The 20,832-nt window shown below is 46.3% G+C and carries 19 protein-coding genes and 1 pseudogene; 11 read left to right on the top strand and 9 right to left on the bottom strand.

From position 1 onward, the window contains the following. Positions 1 to 392 precede the first annotated feature (392 nt). From acsF to AC5JL3_RS31745, 4 genes are all read left to right on the top strand, one after another. A complete protein-coding gene (acsF, locus tag AC5JL3_RS31730; protein WP_496078248.1) occupies positions 393 to 1,469 on the top strand; it encodes a magnesium-protoporphyrin IX monomethyl ester (oxidative) cyclase in 1,077 nt (358 codons plus the stop codon). Positions 1,470 to 1,622: 153 nt separating this feature from the next. Continuing rightward, positions 1,623 to 2,441, top strand: coding sequence for a hypothetical protein (locus AC5JL3_RS31735; protein ID WP_496078249.1), 819 nt, complete (start codon positions 1,623 to 1,625; stop codon positions 2,439 to 2,441). Then, on the top strand, positions 2,441 to 2,803 hold the full coding sequence (locus AC5JL3_RS31740) for a hypothetical protein (protein ID WP_496078250.1): 363 nt from the start codon (positions 2,441 to 2,443) through the stop codon (positions 2,801 to 2,803). The genes AC5JL3_RS31735 and AC5JL3_RS31740 overlap by 1 nt, the downstream gene beginning before the upstream one ends. 106 nt (positions 2,804 to 2,909) lie before the next feature. After that, a complete protein-coding gene (locus AC5JL3_RS31745; RefSeq protein WP_496078251.1) occupies positions 2,910 to 3,182 on the top strand; it encodes a hypothetical protein in 273 nt (90 codons plus the stop codon). A 112-nt stretch (positions 3,183 to 3,294) separates the two neighbouring features. Here the strand turns inward: AC5JL3_RS31745 and AC5JL3_RS31750 are convergent, their stop codons facing one another. From AC5JL3_RS31750 to AC5JL3_RS31760, 3 genes are all read right to left on the bottom strand, one after another. After that, positions 3,295 to 4,155 (bottom strand): alpha/beta fold hydrolase, encoded by an 861-nt coding sequence (locus AC5JL3_RS31750; protein WP_496078252.1) that lies wholly within the window; start codon positions 4,153 to 4,155, stop codon positions 3,295 to 3,297. 45 nt (positions 4,156 to 4,200) lie between these two features. After that, positions 4,201 to 4,689 (bottom strand): DUF554 family protein, encoded by a 489-nt coding sequence (locus AC5JL3_RS31755; RefSeq protein ID WP_496078253.1) that lies wholly within the window; start codon positions 4,687 to 4,689, stop codon positions 4,201 to 4,203. A 523-nt stretch (positions 4,690 to 5,212) separates the two neighbouring features. Next, positions 5,213 to 5,500 carry a hypothetical protein gene (locus tag AC5JL3_RS31760; protein ID WP_496078254.1) on the bottom strand — a complete coding sequence of 96 codons (288 nt, stop codon included), beginning with the start codon at positions 5,498 to 5,500 and terminating at the stop codon, positions 5,213 to 5,215. A 177-nt stretch (positions 5,501 to 5,677) separates the two neighbouring features. On the opposite strand from AC5JL3_RS31760, the gene AC5JL3_RS31765 reads away from it, so the two are divergent. Continuing rightward, complete coding sequence (locus AC5JL3_RS31765) at positions 5,678 to 6,586, top strand: LysR family transcriptional regulator (protein WP_496078255.1); 909 nt, start codon at positions 5,678 to 5,680, stop codon at positions 6,584 to 6,586. Between the two features lie 144 nt (positions 6,587 to 6,730). Here AC5JL3_RS31765 and AC5JL3_RS31770 read toward each other — a convergent pair whose 3' ends face one another. The 4 genes from AC5JL3_RS31770 to AC5JL3_RS31785 form a co-directional block, all read right to left on the bottom strand. Then, on the bottom strand, positions 6,731 to 7,324 hold the full coding sequence (locus tag AC5JL3_RS31770) for a diheme cytochrome C (RefSeq protein ID WP_496078256.1): 594 nt from the start codon (positions 7,322 to 7,324) through the stop codon (positions 6,731 to 6,733). Between the two features lie 28 nt (positions 7,325 to 7,352). Next, positions 7,353 to 8,261: an AAA family ATPase gene (locus tag AC5JL3_RS31775; RefSeq protein ID WP_496078257.1), complete on the bottom strand. Its 909-nt coding sequence runs from the start codon at positions 8,259 to 8,261 to the stop codon at positions 7,353 to 7,355. 77 nt (positions 8,262 to 8,338) lie between these two features. Beyond that, a complete protein-coding gene (locus tag AC5JL3_RS31780) occupies positions 8,339 to 9,373 on the bottom strand; it encodes a bifunctional riboflavin kinase/FAD synthetase (RefSeq protein WP_496078321.1) in 1,035 nt (344 codons plus the stop codon). Positions 9,374 to 9,497: 124 nt separating this feature from the next. Continuing rightward, positions 9,498 to 10,397, bottom strand: a complete 900-nt coding sequence (locus AC5JL3_RS31785) for an MBL fold metallo-hydrolase (protein ID WP_192218659.1) — start codon at positions 10,395 to 10,397, stop codon at positions 9,498 to 9,500. A 944-nt stretch (positions 10,398 to 11,341) separates the two neighbouring features. Here AC5JL3_RS31785 and grxC point away from each other — a divergent pair. The 3 genes from grxC to AC5JL3_RS31800 all read left to right on the top strand — a co-directional run bounded on the left by grxC (position 11,342) and on the right by AC5JL3_RS31800 (position 13,922). Then, positions 11,342 to 11,617 (top strand): glutaredoxin 3, encoded by a 276-nt coding sequence (gene grxC / locus AC5JL3_RS31790; RefSeq protein ID WP_496078258.1) that lies wholly within the window; start codon positions 11,342 to 11,344, stop codon positions 11,615 to 11,617. A 179-nt stretch (positions 11,618 to 11,796) separates the two neighbouring features. Next, positions 11,797 to 12,762 carry a glutathione synthase gene (gene gshB / locus AC5JL3_RS31795; RefSeq protein ID WP_496078259.1) on the top strand — a complete coding sequence of 322 codons (966 nt, stop codon included), beginning with the start codon at positions 11,797 to 11,799 and terminating at the stop codon, positions 12,760 to 12,762. Positions 12,763 to 12,809: 47 nt separating this feature from the next. Beyond that, positions 12,810 to 13,922: a Gfo/Idh/MocA family protein gene (locus tag AC5JL3_RS31800; protein ID WP_496078322.1), complete on the top strand. Its 1,113-nt coding sequence runs from the start codon at positions 12,810 to 12,812 to the stop codon at positions 13,920 to 13,922. 167 nt (positions 13,923 to 14,089) lie between these two features. On the opposite strand, the gene AC5JL3_RS31805 is transcribed toward AC5JL3_RS31800, so the two are convergent. After that, positions 14,090 to 15,130 carry a hypothetical protein gene (locus AC5JL3_RS31805; protein WP_496078260.1) on the bottom strand — a complete coding sequence of 347 codons (1,041 nt, stop codon included), beginning with the start codon at positions 15,128 to 15,130 and terminating at the stop codon, positions 14,090 to 14,092. 332 nt (positions 15,131 to 15,462) lie between these two features. Between AC5JL3_RS31805 and AC5JL3_RS31810 the strand changes: the two genes are divergently transcribed. Continuing rightward, a complete protein-coding gene (locus AC5JL3_RS31810; protein WP_496078261.1) occupies positions 15,463 to 16,179 on the top strand; it encodes a DUF4230 domain-containing protein in 717 nt (238 codons plus the stop codon). An 86-nt stretch (positions 16,180 to 16,265) separates the two neighbouring features. Continuing rightward, positions 16,266 to 17,549 (top strand): glycosyltransferase, encoded by a 1,284-nt coding sequence (locus tag AC5JL3_RS31815; protein ID WP_496078262.1) that lies wholly within the window; start codon positions 16,266 to 16,268, stop codon positions 17,547 to 17,549. Here the strand turns inward: AC5JL3_RS31815 and AC5JL3_RS31820 are convergent. Then, a pseudogene (locus tag AC5JL3_RS31820) lies at positions 17,544 to 18,298 on the bottom strand (phytochelatin synthase family protein). The gene AC5JL3_RS31815 and the pseudogene AC5JL3_RS31820 overlap by 6 nt on opposite strands. A 260-nt stretch (positions 18,299 to 18,558) precedes the next feature. On the opposite strand from AC5JL3_RS31820, the gene AC5JL3_RS31825 reads away from it, so the two are divergent. After that, positions 18,559 to 20,772, top strand: a complete 2,214-nt coding sequence (locus tag AC5JL3_RS31825; protein ID WP_496078263.1) for a protein kinase domain-containing protein — start codon at positions 18,559 to 18,561, stop codon at positions 20,770 to 20,772. Positions 20,773 to 20,832 lie beyond the last annotated feature (60 nt).

Raw genomic sequence — 20,832 nt, forward strand, 5'->3', positions numbered from 1 at the left:
TGGAAGTTGATAAATTTTTCGTCTACAAGTCATTATCATTGAAGCGATCGCATCTTTTGTAAGGAGAAAGAGATCGCTAACTTTTTTGTAAATAGTTCCCTCAAACAAGACAAGACTTACACCCTTCAATAGGCTGTAAGAGCTTGGCATTGCTACTTTACGCATCACGACTGGTAGCAGTGCGATCGCCTTGTTCAAGAGAAAGCGATGGGATAGCCATCCACCGCTTGGTTGTTTGGTTAAAGAAAATAAACAACCAACAACTAACTACGATGTTGCAACTCTTAACGTTTTAATTGGGTTTCATACCCCTTCGCCTTGGTAGACTGAATTCCATCTAGCCAAACACAGCATTAGCACGACCCTCCAAGGCAAAACGATAAAAAAAGAAGATGGTAGATTCCCTCAAAAAACCGGGCTTTGATGAGCTGCGACCAGGTGTCAAAGTCCCAGCAAAGGAAACCCTGCTGACACCCCGGTTCTACACCACTGACTTCGATGAAATGGCGCGGATGGATCTCTCGCCCAACGAGGATGAGCTGCTGGCAATCCTAGAAGAGTTTCGCGTTGACTACAATCGCCACCACTTTGTCCGGGATGCGGAGTTTGAGCAGTCCTGGAACCACATTGATGGGGAAACACGCCAAGTGTTTGTGGAGTTCTTAGAGCGTTCTTGCACAGCCGAGTTTTCTGGCTTCTTGCTCTACAAAGAACTGGGGCGCCGTTTGAAGGATAAAAACCCACTGCTGGCAGAGTGCTTTAACTTGATGTCTCGCGATGAGGCACGTCATGCAGGGTTCCTCAACAAGGCGATGTCAGATTTCAATCTGTCATTGGATTTGGGATTCCTGACCAAGAGCCGCAAATATACCTTCTTTAAGCCGAAGTTTATCTTCTACGCCACCTATTTGTCTGAGAAGATTGGCTACTGGCGGTATATCACCATCTATCGGCACCTAGAAGCGCATCCTGAAGACCGGATTTATCCGATTTTCCGCTTCTTTGAAAACTGGTGTCAGGATGAAAACCGTCACGGTGACTTCTTTGATGCTCTGATGAGAGCGCAGCCTGATACTTTGAATGATTGGAAGGCAAAGCTGTGGTGTCGCTTCTTCCTGCTATCCGTCTTTGCGACCATGTACCTCAATGACATCCAACGCTCTGGATTTTATTCGAGTTTGGGATTGGATGCCCGTGAGTATGACATTCATGTGATCAAGAAGACGAACGAAACCGCAGGACGGGTGTTCCCAGTGATTCTGGATGTAGAGAAACCGGAGTTTTACGATCGCTTAGATGTTTGCATTCGCAATAATGAAAAACTGAGTGCGATCTCGTCTTCAAATACTCCTAAATTCCTGCAATTGTTCCAGAAGCTTCCCTTTTATCTCTCTAGTGGTTGGCAGTTACTACGACTGTACTTTATGAAACCCATTGACATGACTGCTCAACAAAGCCTTGTCCGTTAAAGTTTGCTCCGCTAAATTGTGATGTCTGCGGTTCTACACTCTTGTAGAACCGCTTTTTTATGGGTGAGTAAGGTGAGTAAATAGTACCCATGAGGGTACTGCGACCCATATTTATTGGCAGTTAGGTTAGATACATTCAATCGAGGTAAATCAATGCTTGTATCGACCTTTGAACTTTTAGTTAAGCCAATTTCAACACCTAGATTTGGTCCTGCATCAGCTTCTCGCTTGGTTGCTCAAGGTTACTTCTTGACAATTGCTAATCCCAACAACGTTGACGTGGGTGTGCGACTGCAATTCGCTGCAACGACACCGACGCTGACGCTTGCAGATACCGTTGTAATCCGCGACGTGTTAGCAGTGGGCAACGCTAGTAATGTTTTTGGTGAACTTGTGCCTACTGCCGATCCCAAAAAGCTCACCTACGACTTGAATATTCCGGCTCATGATACTGTTTTAGTGACTTTATTACCTGACCTTGCAAGGGATGTTCAACCTCCCCTTGGAACGCCAGATCTCATAACAACTCAATATGAGATTCGTGGGTATGTCGATATCTTTTTACGGAGTCCTTTTAATCTCAATGGTCTCAACGTGCTTCTGACTCCTGAGCATCGAGGAACATTCCTACCTCAGGACTTAGCCGCTCCCAATCCTGACTTTGATCAACTCGTATACAGCCTTCCTACTGCAACTGGTAGCAGCCTGTTTACACTGAGGTCTTTCCGAACAGACCTCATAGAGGTGCCTGGGGGAATGCAAGTCTCACAAAAGGCGATCAAAGATCTTACAGATAACACCATACCCACTGTCCCAATTAGCGGTATAGAGCAGATGTTCAATCAGATGGCTGAACGCATCAATGGTCTAGAAGAACGCATTGAGGCAGCAGGAAAATCTTTCATCTCTCCCCAAGAACGCCCAGAAGTTGGGGAACAAGTGGTTAATAACCAAGTAGGGAATCGAGTCTAATGCTTGTCGTTGTAGCCAGTCATTATGATGAAGCCGCTCGGTCTTTGGTAGACCGTTGGGCAAATCAGGAAGCTAGACTTCTTACCTGCGAGGATTTATCGATAGTCGGCTGGCAACACTCTGTGAGCGGTAAGGGTGGCGAAACCCCATCCTTGCCGGACTCGGCGGCAGCCGTTGATGGGCAGGTGGTTGGAGTGGAAGAGATTAGTGGTGTTCTAACTCGTCTGCCTTGTGTTTTTGAGCAGGAACTCCTCCACATTGTCCCAGACGATCGCGCCTATAGTGCGTCGGAAATGAATGCATTTCTGATTTCCTGGTTATCTGGGCTAGAAATGTCCTGTACTGAACCGTCCAACACCTAGCTATCTACTGGGACTAAACTGGCGGCATCAACAGTGGGTTTATGCCGCTGCTCAGGTTGGGATTCCCGTGCGTCAGGTGCATCAACATATTGCACTGGGGGCTGAGGTGTTACCACAAACTCCTGAGCAATTGCCAGTGACAGTTACAGTAGTGGGTGATCGCATTTTTGGTTCAGTTGACCGAGTGCTGGCAACCCAAGCTCGATGCCTTGCTGATGTGGCAGGGGTTGACTTGCTGGCTGTTCATTTTAGCGGTAACGAGTCTAATGCTGAGTTCTTAGGAGCTGACTTGTTGCCGGATACTGGCGAAAGCTTTGCACCTACCTGTAGCTGGCATCGATTTACGATGTACACCGTCAGGGGAGTGGTACTGCTTTGAAGTCAATCCAGCTCCAGGATTTACCTACTACCAACAAGCAACAGGTCAACCGATTAGTGAAGCGATCGCGCAGCTACTGGTAAGGGGAACCTGTGATCAGCTAACTCCTTGCCTAACGCTTGTAAACTAAAAAACCAGCGATCGCATCTAAGAGTGCTTCCGGTTCATCAGCGCGAACTGAATGACCGCTGTTTTCAAAGATTCTTAAGTCAGCCTTCGGAATCGCTTTGGCAATCTCTTCGGAGAATTCCGGAGGACAAATCCAATCATGTCGTCCACCAATTACCAGAGTCGGTGAAGTAATTTTGTGTAGTTGATCGAGGACGTTGTAAGAGCGCAAGAAGCCACCAAAGGCAACATTAATCGCATCAGCTGAAAGAATTGCTCGATCCCATCCTTTCTGGCGGGATTCTGGGTCATAGGTGATCGAGTACATCGGTGCCATTACCTGAAAGTACTCACGCAGTTGTTCCTCATTCTCAAAGGTGCCATCCCATAAACGTTGGGCGATCGCTTTTTGCTCCTCGGTTCCTCGTTGTGCCAAAATCTCTTTTGCCCGTTGCAAAAAGCGAGAATCAGGAACTGTCGCAATGACAATTAGATGCGAGACATTCTGCGGATAGCGAACTGCATAGGAAAGTGCCACCATCCCGCCATACGAGGAACCAAGCACAACAATTTTGTCCAAGCCCAAATGTTGGCGTAGTGCTTCCATATCCTCAACATTATTTTCCAGAGTATAGGTTTCCTTTGCACCACAAGCCGACCGCCCCTGACCTCGGTGGTCAAAGTAGACCAACTGCGCCTTGTGGCTAAGGGGAGAAAAGCTAGGTTTATAAGACGTATGGTCAGCACCGGGTCCACCGTGAATGACGAACATCACAGGTTTCTCGCGCATCCGGGAACCATCCACGACTAAACCGGAACCCTCAACATCAAAGTAAATTTCTGTATCGCGTATCCTTGCCCGCATTGTTTATTGCCGCTGAAAATTTTATTTTCCTGGGAAGTGTAAGTCTTACCCAACGAACTTAGCAACTTGGTAGAGAAAAGGGGCAAGTCCCAAAGCAGGTAGGAAAGAGGCGACACGCACTTGAGTCAACTCTAGTAAGTTAATTCCTGTACCCAAAATCATCAATCCACCTACACCCGTTATGAGGAGAATTTGAGGGTCAGTGCTAGGGTCAGGCAGAGCTTGAGCGAGGACTCCCGCAACAAGGGATTCGAGTTTGGCTCCAATTTGCCACCACTCCCCCAGTAAACCACCCAATACCATCGTCAGCAGTCCCAACACGACACCATCAACTCGACCTGCCTTAACTTGAGTCAGACTCCCCGTCATTGAGAAGCCAATAAAGAGGGTAATCAATGCCACCCCTTGTGTGATAATGCGCTGCATCCGCACGGGAAGGCGGTGCTTGAGGAGTAGACCAAGGCTCGTACCTAGGGCTACAGCTAGCACATTAATCCAAGTACCACTGGTCTTTGCAAAGAAATCAAGAGTCATAGTTGGCAGAACGCCAGAGAATACGTCGTCTTACTTGCCTCTATAACTCTACGACAGAGCAAGAATTATAAACGCGATCGCAAATTCTCCATGAGTTATTTGGTGCCAATGTTGAGATTGACCCCTCGTTCTACTGCGACTATTGCAGCAATATTTGTGCTCAGATACACAATTACTACTTCTCTACAGCAAGATGATTTAATTTCTTCAATTAAAAATTTTAATAAACTAGATTAAGAGATAGAGTTTTGGTCTTACTCTATCCCTTTAAAGACTTAAGTTATTCAAACTAACTTGGCTCTTCATTACTTGGTATGCCAAACTATCAGTTTAAACGGCTGAGAAGCTTGATATACCGGAATTTAGTACCTCTGCCGCCATAAGTAATTCTAATAATGCTCAAAATTCTTGTTCTGCAAGAATTTTAAGCATCGCATGAGGCTGATTAGCATACTAGGTACGGAAGAGCCACTAACTTTCTGTTTAATGAGTACATAAGCTAATAGTTAGCTAATAAGATTTACTACATAGTATAGTAACGTCCCTCAAGCCAAATGCGTACTTCAGTTTCGGAAGCAAGACGAGCCGACTGATCTGTAATTGGATCATAGACACACCATAAGGTCTTGCCAAAGCTATCTTTAACTGTACCAATTCTCGGTTCTGGAGCTTTGGTTAAAGAAGCAATAATTTGCTGTAGTAGCCTACTAATTTTTGATGCAAATGCTAGTTTATTAACTGTTGACTTCGGTTGTTGATGAAAGATTCGCTCTAATTCTTCTCTTTTAAGGTCGTATATAGAGTTATGCATTGAACTAACACTCCTCAAACAATGTATTCTGATTGATATTTGCTTCTGAATACACTATATTTTTGTCTTACTTAAGAATCAAAAACTAAAATTCATTGTATGCATGAATATAATAGATAGATAAAAATTGGACTGAGCAACGGTGTCTGTCCTAGTTAAGATACTTTCAGCACTGCCATGCATGGAATTAATCAAAACCGGATTAAGCTATCCCAGTTGCGTACCCTCGTTGTAGTCGCTGAACACGGTAACTTTAGCGAGGCAGCGCTTCACTTAGAAATATCGCAATCAGCGGTTAGCCATGCGATCGCAACGTTAGAAGAAGAATTAGGAGTCCCTTTACTAGCACGAGGACGCCACGGTGCTAATCTCACCCCAGCCGGAGAGGGTGTGATCAGCTACGCCCGACAAGTACTGCAACTATTAGATGGAATGGTTGAGGAGGCAAATTCCCATAGAGGTTTAAAGGGAGGGCAGGTGAGGGTTGGCGCTTTCCGGAGTGTGGCAACTCATGTCCTACCAGAACTCGTTGCCCAGTTTCGCAGTCGCTTTCCCGATATTGCTGTCACGCTTATTGAATACTTTGATGCCTTGGAGGTCGAACGAGATTTACGGGCAGGTAAGATAGACGTTGGTTTTATGGATCTGCCCAATAGTGAGGACTTTGAAACCTGCGAAATCCTGCGGGATGAGTATGTCGCCCTGCTGCCACCAACGGCTGAGGTAAGCTGTCCTCAGCTAACTTGGAAGCAGTTAGCCACATATCCCCTGATTTTTGAGACTCCTGGAAATGCTTGCTATCTAAGACTTCGCAACTACTTACAAAACTGCGGCATCTCGTTACCTATTGCCTACGAAATTAGAGAAGACTCAACCAGGGTGCGTATGGTAGCTCAAGGTTTGGGGGCTGCCATTCTCTTTCGACTAGCAGCACTACCGATTCCGCCAGAGGTGAAGGTTTGCCATTTACCAGTCCCTTTAGAACGGGTTGTTGGTGCGGCTGTTTTGGCAGATGCACTTCACCCTCCTGCTGTCTTTGCTTTTATGAATATGCTTAAGGAGACACGCTTAGCCGCAGCCAGCTAGTTTCCCTAGACTAAGCCATTCTAAATTTCGTCACTTATAGCAGTCGAAGTACAGATTAGGACATCAACGGAGGCTATAACCCTTAGCCAGAGCTATTTGGCTGATAGCTGACCGCCCAAAGTTGACTGCTGAAGAGCTATAACATCAAGGTGAGTTTTCCCATTCTGCGCTGAGACTACGGTAGTCGTATTGAGCAACACCAGGATGACAGCTAACGCAGCTATTTGGTCTTACGGGTTGAGGTAAGTCAACTTGTGGATGCAGCGCTTTGAAAAAACGAGAATCAGAAAGCCGATAAGGGACGGGTTCTTTTGTTACAAAGGGACGAGAGTAAGTTCGCAGGTAGTCCCACATAATAAGGAGCGATGGCCCAATCATTGGTGGTAGCTTCTGACCATAGTGTTGGTCTGGCTCCTGAAGCAGTTGACGCCAACTTTCGGTAGGTAGAACTTCAGGTGGCAGAGCAACGTGGCAACTGGCACAATTTTCTAAGTAAAGTTCTTTTCCGAGTTGGTAGCGAGCTGCAACAGTGTCAACTGTACCTATTTTTGTTGGTGACGCTTGGGCAATCATCTCAGAGTTGGGAGTAGCCTCTAAGGCGATCGGTTTCGATGCCCCTAGAGCGATCGCCATTCCCCACCCTAAGCAAATACTCCAGACGAGCAGTAATAGCAACAAAACCGCAGGTGAGCGATTTTTACGCTTCCCTCGTTTCTTTTGTCGAATTCTTGACCTCACACGCTTTGACCTACTAAAAAAAACAATTCTAAGGAATTGGGACAGAACGCAGCAACTGCTCCACAATCGGCTTCGCTCGACGCCCGCCTGCGGGAATTAGACGATGGGCTAGCACATGGGGGGCAAGATATTTTACATCATCAGGAATCGCATACTCTCGACCATCCAGGAAAGCCAGTGCCTGAGCTGTTCGCTGTAAGGCAACAGTACCACGAGGACTTACCCCCAAGCTCACTTCTTCAGCCTCGCGTGAGGCGCGTACTATGTTGAGTATGTACTGTTGTAATGATGTCTCTACCTTGACTTCACTGCATAGCTGCCGTAACTCCAGAACATCTTCTGTAGATATACAAGGGCTAAGCTCTGAGATCAGCATTCCACCTTGATGTCGTTGCAGCATCTGAAGTTCTTCCGCCTCGCTAGGATAACCCAAGGATAAAGACACCGTAAATCTGTCCATCTGCGCCTCTGGCAAGGGGAACGTACCTTGATACTCAATCGGATTTTGGGTCGCAATCACAAAAAACGGCTTAGGTACGCGACGCGATACGCCATCTACGGTGACTTGCTGTTCCTCCATCACCTCTAACAATGCTGACTGAGTACGAGGTGTTGCTCGATTGATTTCATCGGCTAGCAGAATATTCGCAAACACTGGACCCGCAAGAAATTCAAACTCACGGCTGCTTTGATTCCAGATATTAGTCCCTGTAATATCAGTAGGCAGAAGGTCAGGTGTACATTGAATCCGCTGAAACCGCCCATCAATAGAACGTGCGAGAGATTTAGCTAGGAGTGTTTTACCAACTCCAGGGACATCTTCCAACAAAGCATGACCACCTGCTAGTAAAGCAACAATCACCAAGCGAATTGCATCGGCTTTCCCGACAATGGTACGCCCAAGGTTTTCTGTTAACGTCTCAATCTGTTGCCTCATGAGTGGTAGATTTCTCCCGATCGCATATTCTTTAATTGTTCTAACTAAATTCTTCTAGCTATCCCCAGTCCCTAATCCTAGTCTCTAGTTCCTAAAAAGGCTCTTGCTGCTGCACAGTCTGCCTGAATTTGTGTCTTTAGGTCATCTAGGGAAGCAAACTTTTGTTCGGGTCGCAAAAATTGCTCTAAACTCACGGTCAAGGTTTGTCCATACAAGTCACCTGACCAATCTAGCAGGTGAACTTCAACTGTCAAACTAGTGCCGTTGACGGTAGGGCGTTGTCCGATATTCATCACTCCCACTTGAGACGATGTCGGTGATGTTGGTGAAACACCATAAACTCGGACACCGTAAACACCCAGCCTAGGCAAAAGCTTTTCTGGAGGAAGTTGGAGGTTAGCGGTAGGAAAGCCAATTGTTCTACCAAGTTGTTGACCTTTGACGACTACTCCCGTGAGGCTATAGGGACGTCCCAGTAATTCATTGGCTTGAAGAATATCCCCTTGCTGGAGAGATTGTCGAATCTTCGAGCTGCTAATGCGCTCTCCTTGACAAGTTTGCAACGATACAATGGTGACCTGAATACCATAGGAAGATGCGATCGCTTTTAAATCACTGGATGTCCCAGCGCGTCGATGCCCAAAACAAAAATCTTGTCCTACACTGACATGGGTTACGCCAAGTTGCTCCACTAAAATCTTTTCGACAAATTCCTGTGGACTTAGGGAAGCCAATTCCCGGTCAAAAGGCAATAGCACCAACTGTTCAACACCCATCAGACTTAGCTGTTGCACCTTTTGGGCCTGTGGCGTTAATAACTTCCATTTCTCACCCGAAAAAAACTCACGCGGATGAGGATTGAATGTTGCCACAGTCGCATAGGTGTGTCCTGTCCCTACACTAACCTTGCGCTCAAAATTCTCTGTAAGGTTCGCTCCGCTAAAATCATACGGCTCTTGCTCATCCCCGATCGATGATGTCCTTACAATGGCTTTAGAAGTCTGTAAAATAGGCTGGATGACCTGTTGATGCCCTCGGTGAACGCCGTCAAAGTTTCCTAGGGCAACAGCGGTTGGTGTTAAAGCAGTGGCTGGAGAAGAAGTAACCCACACGCTTAACATTTTGACATATTTAAGTAGTGACGTGCTAACTTTTTACCACGGCGATGAGTGTTTTATCCGAAGTGCGTTGTTGAGAAGGTCCTGACAAGCCAAAAGGCGATCGCAACTGGCTTCTCTAAACAGAAACCTTTGCTTCTTCAAGAGCAACTAGATTTTGCGTAGAGGCTCCCACTAGCTGAATGGTTTGACCTTCGCGAGCCATCAATGTATTGGGAAATTGCTGAGCGGCTTGCTCCCCAACATGATCCAGAAAATCATCATTGTGAAGTGGGTCATGATGGAAAATCACCAATTTTTTCACATTGGCAGCTTTGGCAACCTTGATGGCTTCCTGCCAAGTTGAATGTCCCCAACCAACTCTACTGCTTGCTTTGGAGTAGTATTCTTCATCCGTGTAGGTAGCGTCGTAAATCATCACATCTGCGTTACGTGCTAGCCACAGGACATTTTTATCTAAACCGTCCGCCAAATGTTCGGTATCGGTGATGTAAGCTGCTGAATACCCGCGCCAGCTTACGCGATATCCCACCGCCTCACCAGGATGATTCAGCAGGGCATTTTCTACTGTAATCTCACCAATCTCAACTTTTTCCCCGATTTTCAAGTCGTTGAAGCGTAAATCCGCTTGCATAACTTGCAAGGGAACCGGAAAATTTGGGTGGAGCATCTGGTCAGTTAGACGTTGCTTAAGGCTCGCTCCGTTGGGCGAAAGCGCTCCATAGATATGAAAACAATTTCCCTTGACAAAGGCAGGGATAAAGAACGGAACACCCTGAATATGATCCCAGTGGGAGTGGGTGAAAAACATATACGCTTCCACTGGCATTTGCGATAGCAATGACTGCCCTAAAACTCGCAAGCCCGTACCGCCATCAAAGATTAAACGTTCGCTACCCACGCGCATCTCGATGCAAGGTGTATTACCTCCATACCGAACTGTTTCCGGCCCTGGACAGGCGATACTCCCTCTGACGCCCCAAAACTGAATAGTGAACAAGTTGTGCGTACTAGACATAATTTTTCCTTAGAGGCTTCTTCAGGCAGTCCATTAGTAAGTTTTACTGTTGTTGATTAGCGTTTGCCGGAGCGTTAATTTAGAGTTTTGTTTTTGCGCTCAGTCCAATCGAGGTGGTAGTGAGCTTTAGCCAATTTGACCTATGCTTGCTTAGGGATTGCCATCTACTCTAAACGAAAGTTGAGCTTGCTGAGCAAGGAGAATTTTTCACGACAGAAGACAAACGAGATCTTACAAATGAAGTATTTCTCCCAACTGCTCCTCTGTAGTAGTTGCACAAAGCAGCTAAGTTCATTTCGGTTTTGGGTTGCCACCCTCGCTCAGTTATGCCAATTCCTGTTTTAGGATCACATAGCTTGAAGCGTAGGCTCTTAAACCATACCTACCTTTTCCAAAAGGTTAGCAGGTTCAGCTTCAAGATGTCCTGCACTTTACACAACAAAAATATGTGACTTTGATCACTTAGGTAATGGCACAGCGACGAATCAATAAACCCTGATTGATTTAGGTCGCGTCCAGTCGGCGGACACACAGGGGAAGACAGCAACCATCCATTTAGGGAAAGTCCTGCTTCGAGTACTATTTAGCTAAGGAAGTATCGCATCATACAATCTAAGTCGCTACTTCCAGGATAAAACTTTCACACCACGTTGTCCTTAAATTTCTGAATAAGTTTTTTAATGCAAAATAAGGTACTTTGCATTTTATTAGTGAGATCTAAAATCCAAGCTTGTTAAGCAACCCTCATCTTCAACTTGAATATATAACTAATTCGTTCTTTGTTGACCGTTATCAGTCAACACAAAGTGACTAGAGTCAATATCTAATTGAAATGCCCATCAACTTACCTGTTGTTCGTTGCCCTTGAAGAATACCTGAATTAAGCTTGTGTAACCGCTGCCGATCTAAAATTTAAGAAATATTGCATAACACCGGAGGGTGAAATGGAACCGAACGTGGAAATATATACTTGGAGCCGCTGTCCCTTCTGTATTCGTGCGAAGGCGTTGCTCGATGAAAAGGGCGTTGACTATACCGAATACTGTATTGATGGTGATGAGGTGGCACGGGCACAGATGGCTAAACGAGCAAATGGACGCCGCAGTCTGCCCCAAATTTTTATCAATGACCAACACATTGGCGGCTGTGATGATCTTTATGATCTGGAAGCTCAGGGAAATTTAGACCCATTGTTGCAAGGTGGTGCCGCAACTCGTTGATCGCCACTCTACAGGGTACGTGGTTCTTCTTCAAAGACGTTTTACTGACGGTTAAATGCTGGCTACTAGACTTATCTTGTCAATGAGATTTTCCGCAATTGAACGTTCAACACCCCTTCTAACGGTTTAATAGAAGAAACGCTCTGGGCGTTTGTCCGACGAGTTAAAGGATTTCCTGTGTGAGATTTGCGTTCATCATAGACCCCCTCTCCAAGCTTGACCCTGGTCACGATACGAGTGTAGCGCTTATGGAAGCGGCTCAAGCACTGGGTCACGAAGTTTGGGTGACCCAAGCTGAAAAGTTGAGTGTTATGAATGCTCAGGCATGGGCACTCTTGGAGCAGGTGCAGTTGATACCAGCCGAACTAGTAGAAGGGCGTTGGGTAGTCAGTGAGCAGTGGTATGTCGTTTCTGAGGCAGTTTTGCGATCGCTGGAAGACATGGATGCAGTCTTCATGCGAACAGACCCGCCTGTAACGATTCCTTACCTTTATGCCACGTATATTCTGGACTACATCGATCCACAGAAAACCTTAGTGGTTAATACACCTGCTGGGATACGGATGGCAAATGAAAAGATGTACGCCCTCCAGTTCAAGGAAGTGATTCCGGAGACGATTGTCAGCCAGGATAAGTCGGTTATTCAGAAATTTGTTGAGAAACAAGGAGCAGGGGTTCTCAAGCCGTTGGGTGGCAAAGGGGGTGAAGGAATTTTGTTTTTAGAGCCGAGCGATCGCAACTTTAATTCTCTAGTTGAAGTTAGCACCCAACGGGGTCGGGAGCCAGTAATGATTCAGACTTATCTACCAGCCGCAAAAGAGGGAGATAAGCGAATTATCCTGCTCAATGGCAAGCCGATTGGAGCTGTAAACCGGATTCCTACGGGGAAAGAGTTTCGTGGCAACATGGCGGTTGGCGGTAGAGTCGCAGCAACGGAGATGACTCCCCAAGATCAGAAAATCTGCGAACAAGTCGGGCCACAGCTACAAAAGGATGGCTTATATTTTGTTGGTATTGACGTTATTGGTGGCTATCTGACCGAGGTGAACGTTACCAGTCCTACTGGTATCCGTGAGATCGACAGGCTCAATAATGTGCGGCTGGGTGAACAAGTAATCGAATGGGTGGAACAAACAAAGCGATGATGTCTTCCTCACCTGCTAATCTTTCTGACAAAAGTGCTGCTACGCAGATGCCGACGGTGGGTGTAGCGGTTGTTGGTACTGGGTTTGGGCAAAAGATTCACATTCCTGGCTTTCAGGCTCATCCACGGACAGAAGTAGTGGCGGTTTATCACCGCGATAGGGAGAAGGCAAAAGCGATCGCCTCTACTCATGATATTCCTCATGTTTGCGATCGCCTTGAAGATGCCCTAGCCATACCAGAAGTTACCGCTGTCAGCATCTCAACGCCACCATTTCTGCATTATGAAATGGCAAAAAGTGCATTGCAAGCCGGAAAGCACCTGTTACTTGAAAAACCGACAACTCTGAGAGCAAGTGAAGCGAGGGAACTCTACCAACTTGCGTCAGCCAATGGCGTTGTTGCAATGATGGATTTTGAATTTCGCTTTGTCCCCGCATGGCAACTCTTCGCAGAATATCTGGCAGAAGGTTATGTCGGGCAAAAGCGCTTAATTAAAATTGATTGGTTAGTCTCAAGCCGTGCCGACGCTTCACGTCCCTGGAACTGGTACGCTCAAAAAGACAAGGGAGGAGGAGCGTTGGGAGCTGTAGGTTCTCATTCATTTGACTATATTAGTTGGTTGTTTGGGTCAGTGCGTCGGTTGTGCGCTCAACTGAGTACAGCGATTCCAGAACGACCAGACCCCACAGATAGCGGTAGGCTGAAATCCGTGGATGCTGATGATACCTGTCTGGTGATGCTGGAATTGGAAGATGGAACACCTTGCCAACTCTGCATCAGTTCCGTGGCGTATGAGGGTCGGGGACACTTCGTTGAGGTCTATGGCGATCGCGGTACCCTAGTTTTAGGAAGCAACAATCAAAAAGATTATGTGCATGGGTTTCGTCTCTTGGCTTCTCCTGCTGGTCAACCGCTTGCTGAGGTAGAAATCCCTAAGCGCTTGGCGTTCTCTAATGACTATCCCGATGGACGTTTGGCACCCTTTATTCGGGTAGTTGACCAATGGGTGCAAGGAATCGATAGTGGTAAGGCAATAACACCCTCACTCAAAGAAGGTGTCTACTCGCAGTTATTAATGGATTTAACCCATCAATCCCATGAAACCGGAAGCTGGGTAAAGGTGCCAAGTTTGGAGGCATTCTTGGCTGTTGGCTTGTAGTAAGCGCTAGAGGAAAGGTAAAAAGTAGCTGGAGATTACCTCTTCTTTCCCCTTACCCTCCTAATTTCAACTTAGATGCCTATGAACAGTTGCTCACTAACGTTGCGATGAAAATCCCTCTCCCCTACCACCTACAACCTAACCCCTACCTAACACCTATTTTCAACTTATATATGAGAGAAGAACTTCAGTTCCGACCGCTGGTATAAGTCCAGGACTCTTTGGGTGTAGGTAGCTGTTGAGCCACTGTTGTATTGTCCTGGATTACCAGTCATCCACCAAGAAGCGGCACGCTGCACGGCTAAAGTCTCGTTATTATTACTCGCACTGTACTGCTCCCTTAGCACATCACGCATTACACACACCAGAATTGTACGGGCAGTTACAGGGCTATCCTGAAATTGCGTTGGAGTCAGTTCCTTATCCGTGCATTGCTTAGACCAACGGGGAATATTCTCAGCTTTGACTTGCCACTCACTATATAAACCGTCATTCTCAACTCCCGTTTGCGGTGCTGCCAATCGTAGCGCCTCTACTAGCCTCCCAACCTGGGCATCAGAAATCTCAGGTGAAGATGATGAACGTGCCGTACTTTGCGTTGTTTGGGATGCAGGTTGAGACTGACTCGCTGTGGGTTGAGTCGCAGGTTGTTGAGGAGTAGCGGGTTGGGATGCAGGTTGGGGCTGACTTGCTGTAGCTTGAGTCGCAGGTTGTTGAGGAGTAGCGGGTTGTTGAGACTGGCGATTATTGCGCTGCTGCTGGTAGAAGTTTAATACTTTCTGAGTGTAGGAAGTAGTGGGCGTGCTGTTGTAGCGTGTAGCGTCGCCAGTCATCCACCAGGAAGCAGTACGCTGCACAGCTAATGATTCGTTGTTGTTACTAGCACCATACTGCTCTCTGAACACATTACGCATCACACACACGAGGATCGAACGAGCCGTTGCAGGACTATCCTGAAATTGTGTTGGTGTCAGTTCCTTACCAGTGCATTGTCTAGACCAACGCGGAATATTTTCCGGTTTGATTTGCCAATCACTATACAGACCATCGTTTTCAATGCCAGTTTGCGGTGCTGCCAATCGTAGCGCCTCTACTAGTGCCCCAACTTGAGCATCAGACAATTGGGCTTGTACTGGTAGTGTCCATCCAACACTCACTATTACTGTGCTGAGTAATAAGCGTTTAGCTTGTCTGATTAATGAACTCATTGATGTACTCAGTTGTAATCTAATCTGAACTCTCTCTTGAAGAATTTTTACCGTAGACTCTATGGAATACTTCTGTCGAAAGAGAGTTGTATAATCTTTTGTTGGCTATAGTTAGGCAGATATATCCGGATGAGGAGTCTCTCTATGTCTCTTCGCCCTTATCCACTCACTGTTACGGTAGGCAGCGATCGCCTTTTGCAGGAAGACATAATAGAGCAAGCACTAACTCGTTAGTGACAGGCAGAGTGCTTTACCATTAGGTAGATTTATTCATAATCGGCTTTCAACCACTACTAATATCAATACAGCCTTCAAGAATAGGAGCAAAGGACATGAGAGATCAGTTTCATCAGTTTCAAAAGCGTCCACTAAGTAACATTACTTCTGGACTTTTTAGAAACTTGATGCTGATGACGACAGGTGCTTCTATCCTGATTGCACTGGTTTTGGGAATTGGGATGTTGCGATCGGGCGCGCGGTTCTTTGAGGGACTCAATGCGATATTTAATGCGCCACAACCTAAACCAGAGGTTGATGTCCGTACCCTTGTTGTCCATCAAATTCGTGGTGCAAGTGAACTGACAACGGCTGTCTTTACGATGGAAGCTGTTGTTCCTGCCCGTCAGGATAGAAATGTGGCGGGATATAAGGTTGGCACAACGACTCTTCTCTACATTGCTTATGGTGAGGTGAGGGCTGGGGTTGATTTACAAGAATTAACTCCAGAGAATGTGCAAGTTGTCAACGATACGATTCAGCTTCAGCTCCCGCCTCCCCGTCTCCTGGATAGTAAGATTGACGTGACTCGTTCGAGTGTCTACGACTACGATCGCGGTTTCTTGGGGTTGGGACCAGATGTCGCACCGCAGCTACAGACTTTCGCTCAACAAGAGACATTGAAAAAAATTGTCAGTACTGCCTGTAGAGAGCGTGTGCTAGAGCAAGCAAATGATCGCGCTCAACTCGCAGTCACGCAGTTATTGAATACAGCAGGATACAAGGACGTTGAGGTGAAAACGCGATCGCCTTTACCAGGCACTTGTATCTAAAAGGGAATAGAAATATCACTATATTTCTTCGGCAATTGATGGGAAGCTAAGATTAACTCAAACTTTCCCTCTTCCTGGATTGGCATATGGCTCACATTGGCATCATCTGTCCTGCCGCTGCTGGTCACCTCAACCCGATGACTACTTTAGGTCGTGAACTGCAACAACGTGGTCATCGCGTCACATTAGTCGGGATACTTGATGCCAAACCCAAGACACTAGCGGCAGGATTAGAATTCTGGGCAATTGGTGAGTCTGAGTTTCCAAGTGGAGCAATGAGGCAGTTGTTTGCCGAACTGGGAACCAAGAGCAAGTTTGCTGCCTTGCAGTACACCAGCAGTTGGATACAAAAGATGGCAGTAATGTTCCTACGTGAAGCTCCAGCAGCACTTAAAGAAGCTGGTGTAGAGGCACTGTTAGTAGATCAGGTTTCACCGGAAGGAGGAACTGTTGCAGACTTTCTGGACATTCCCTTCATTAGTATGTGTAGTGCCCTGCTGTTGAATCGAGAACCTAGTGTTCCTCCTTTTTATACATCCTGGGGCTATAACCCTGCCTGGTGGGCAGTGCTAAGGAATCGAGGAGCATATTCTCTACTGAACCGTATTGGAAGACCATTGCGAGAGACAATCGCAGAGTATCGCCAACAGTGGAAGTTACCCAAACACTTGACCCCAAATGATAGGTACTCCCAACTGGCGCAGCTAAGTCAACAGCCTGCTGAGTTTGAGTTCCCCAGGCAGAATTTGCCGCCTTGCTTCCATTTCACCGGCCCCTATCACAATCCTGCCAGTCGAGAACCTGTCGCTTTTTCCTTTGAAAAACTGACTGGACAACCCCTGATTTATGCCTCAATGGGGACAATACAAAATCGTTTGTTAGGGATTTTTCATTCTATTGCTGAGGCTTGTATGGGACTAGATGCCCAGTTGGTGATTTCTCTGGGTGGTGCAACTAGCCCAGAAGCCTTGCCAGATCTTCCTGGTTCACCCCTAGTTGTTGGCTATGCGCCTCAACTGGAACTGCTCAAACGAACTACCCTTACCATCACCCATGCGGGTTTGAATACCACTCTGGAATCTTTAAGTAACGGAGTGCCGATGGTGGCGATTCCAATTGCCAATGATCAGCCAGGGGTGGGCGCACGTCTAGCCTGGGCTGGGGCTGGGGAAGTTATACCTCTTGCTCGCTTGAGTGTTCCCAAATTACGAGATGCGATCGCAGGGGTGTTGAGGGACGATTCTTATAGAAACAATGCTTCTAGGCTAGCTGAGGCGATCGCTCGTGCAGGTGGAGTAAGCCGAGCCGCTGATATTGTCGAACAGGTTATATCTACCGGGAAGCCTATCTTAGCTCATAACTTATTATGATGGTTGGGTGCTTACCAGCACAAATCCCCGTGTTTTGCCGGAAGCAGAATCTACTGTCGCCATTGCTTTCCAGAGTTCTTCAGCTTTTACCCAAACTGGAGGATATTTATAGCGCGATACATCTAAGATGAGAAATCGATCAGTCTCTTCGTTGTAAGCGGCTACAGGAGAGATATGCCCTCCTGTTTCTTGACCAATAGCTTTACGCAAGTAGTTGACCAAAACAAAATTTCCCGATTCTTGCAAATTCTTACTCACCAAGGTACGAAACTCGTCTAGTGTCACATCGCCGCCGTGGTGAACTTCCGCTTGAACAGGATAGCTTTCTACAAGTTTGCCTAATTGCTCCAGCGTTAAACCCTGACGAGCAACAACCTCTGGTTCTATGACTTGTTGAGTTTGTACATTAAAAAAGTTGTCTTGAGTAAAGACGTGATACTGACCAAATTCAGGTGCTTCAGGGGCAGGAATTGCGATCGCATTCAGCACCATCACGCTACTTGCCACGCCACAGTAAGCTTGATTTTTCTGGGTATAAACTGAATACTTAGTGGGAAATAATCCTGTCGCGCTTGGCTTTCCATCAGTAACTCTTCTCCCTCAGCGGAGTTGAAGTTAATTAGATTTGAGGGAAGTGGAAGTGTCTGTGCGAGAAGTCCTCCACTAGCAAGGCTAAGTCCTATAATTACAGCCTGTAAGGGTAGGCGGATCATCTTGAATACACCCATTTGATACTTGCTGGCATTCATCACGTATTCCCTAATAAGTTGAGTAAAAAGTTAAGGCATTTCTAACTAAAGGTAGATTTTTGAATTATAGAAGAACTTTATTACTAAGACTGTTGTGCCTTTTCTCATAGAGCCGTAGTTGCGATCGCTAACACATAAAGCAAAGCAATTGTATTAATCATCAACGCTGGTACATTAGGGGCATAGTCTGCCAGTTGGCAGAATCATCATGATTCTTCTATGCCTATAATCTAGACTTCTTATTGGTTGCAGTCTGCCAGATGAACCTTCCTCAACTGCCAGAGCCTTGGATCGGTCACTTGATTGGTAATCACCAGCGTTATCGCCTCGACAAACGCTTGGGAGAAGGTGGTATGGGAGAAGTCTTCTTGGCGATGGATACTCGGCTTGGTCAGCCAGTTGCTTTGAAGCTATTGAAGGAAAAACTGGCAGCATCAACAGATGTAAGAAAGCGATTTGAGCGTGAGGTTGCTCTATGCGCTGCCCTCAGGAGTGACCACATTGTTCAAGTTAGTGATCATGGTGTCACGGACGAAGGGTATCCCTTCTTTGTCATGGAGTATCTTTGTGGACAGACGTTAGGAAAACTGCTGAAACGAGAGCAGCGTCTGTCGGTTGAACGAACAGTCAGCATTGTTACTCAAGTTTGTGCAGGTCTACATCTTGCTCATAAAGGGATTAACCTTTGGTATGATGGTGCAGCTTCTAGTGAGTATGTCAAAGTTGTCCATCGCGATCTAAAGCCAGAAAATATCTTTCTTGTGCCTACAGTGCTGGGAGAATTAGTAAAAATTCTCGATTTTGGGATTGCTAAACTTTGTAGTGACCAAGTTGAACAGACGAATGCCACAAATGTATTTTTAGGTACATACCACTATGCTGCTCCTGAACAGCTTGAAGTTGAGAAAGACTTGGATGAGCGAGCAGATATTTACAGCTTGGGCATCATTATCTACGAGATGCTTTCTGGCACTGACCCATTTGGCTTGGCTTTCATTACAAATAAAGTAAGTAGCTTAGCTTGGGCTATCGCTCATGCATCTAAACCACCTCTACCATTGCGCGAACAGCTAGGGTGTGAGCAACTATCGCCGCAACTTGAGGCAGTCGTAATGCAGTGTTTAGAAAAAGCACCACGAGAGCGCTTTGGGTCGGTTGATGAGTTGGAAAAGGCTCTGCAAGCAGCTACATCTGGACAATTGCGCGAGGTTACCTATACAGCTAGCGCCCCTTACTCTGCACTGGATTCACGATGGATGAGGACGTATGGTGAGCAGCCGACTATGCGATCGCCAATATCAACATCAAGTTATTCGCCGTTTTCCACACTTACCTCTAAGGAAATATCTGAGGCAGCTCACTCGGTGGTAAAAGGTACAGCAACCCTTTCTGCTACGGTTGTTGAGGAACCGGAGGTTCTAAGTGGCGATTCTCCATTGCCGCAACCCAAATCCGTTTGGCAAATGGTTAGAGTTGGTCTAATTATGACTCTAGCTGTAACACTAGGAGCCTACTATTCGTCACACTCATCTAAGCCATCAGTTGTTCAGGACGTAAAACCACTTGCCGAAACAGAACCAATCGTTGACAAACAAGCAATTTCTCTAGCCAACTCTCTTTCTAAGCATTTAAACTCAATCTGGTCGGTTGCCGTTAGCCCCGATGGACAGGCTCTCGCCAGTGGTAGTCTTGACAAAACGATCAAGCTTTGGAATTTAGGTGATGGTGAACTGTTGCGTACCTTTTCTGGTCATTCAGACGCAGTAAGAACCGTCACTATTGATTCTTCCGGACAGATTCTAGCTAGTGGTAGTGTGGATAGAACTGTCAAGATTTGGAATTTGCAGACAGGAGAATTACTTCGCACTATCTCTGGACATTCTGACCCAGTTTGGTCAGTGGCAATTAGCCCTGATGGACAGACGCTTGTCAGTGGCAGTTATGACAGCACAATCAAGATTTGGAATCTTCAAGATGGAGAACTACTCCATACTCTCTCTGGACATTCTGACTCGATTTGGGCAGTTGCAATCAGTCCTGACGGACAGACGCTTGTGAGTGGCAGTAAAGATAAAACAATTAAGATTTGGAATTTGCAGAGTGGAAAATTGATCCGCACCTTAGAAGGACATTCTAATGCGGTGAGAACGGTGGCTATTAGTCCAGATGGGCAAACAATTGTGAGTGGTAGTTGGGACAAGACAATTAAGATTTGGAATTTGCAGAGTGGAAAACTGATCCGCACCTTAGAAGGACATTCTGACCGCGTCATTTCCGTTGTGATCGATCCTTTAGGGCAAACTCTTGCCAGTGGAAGCCTTGACAAGACTGTTCAGATTTGGGACTTACAAACTGGGGAACTATACCGTACTCTCTCTGGACATTCAGATTGGGTACTTTCTATTGCCTTTAGCCCCGATGGGCAAACTCTTGTGAGTGGCAGCAAGGATAAGACGATCAAGATCTGGCGATGATGTGTTCAACTCAGATATAGCAGTAGCCACGAATGTTAGGACATTAAGGGGAGAAGAGCG

Source organism: Symplocastrum torsivum (genome assembly GCF_059505465.1).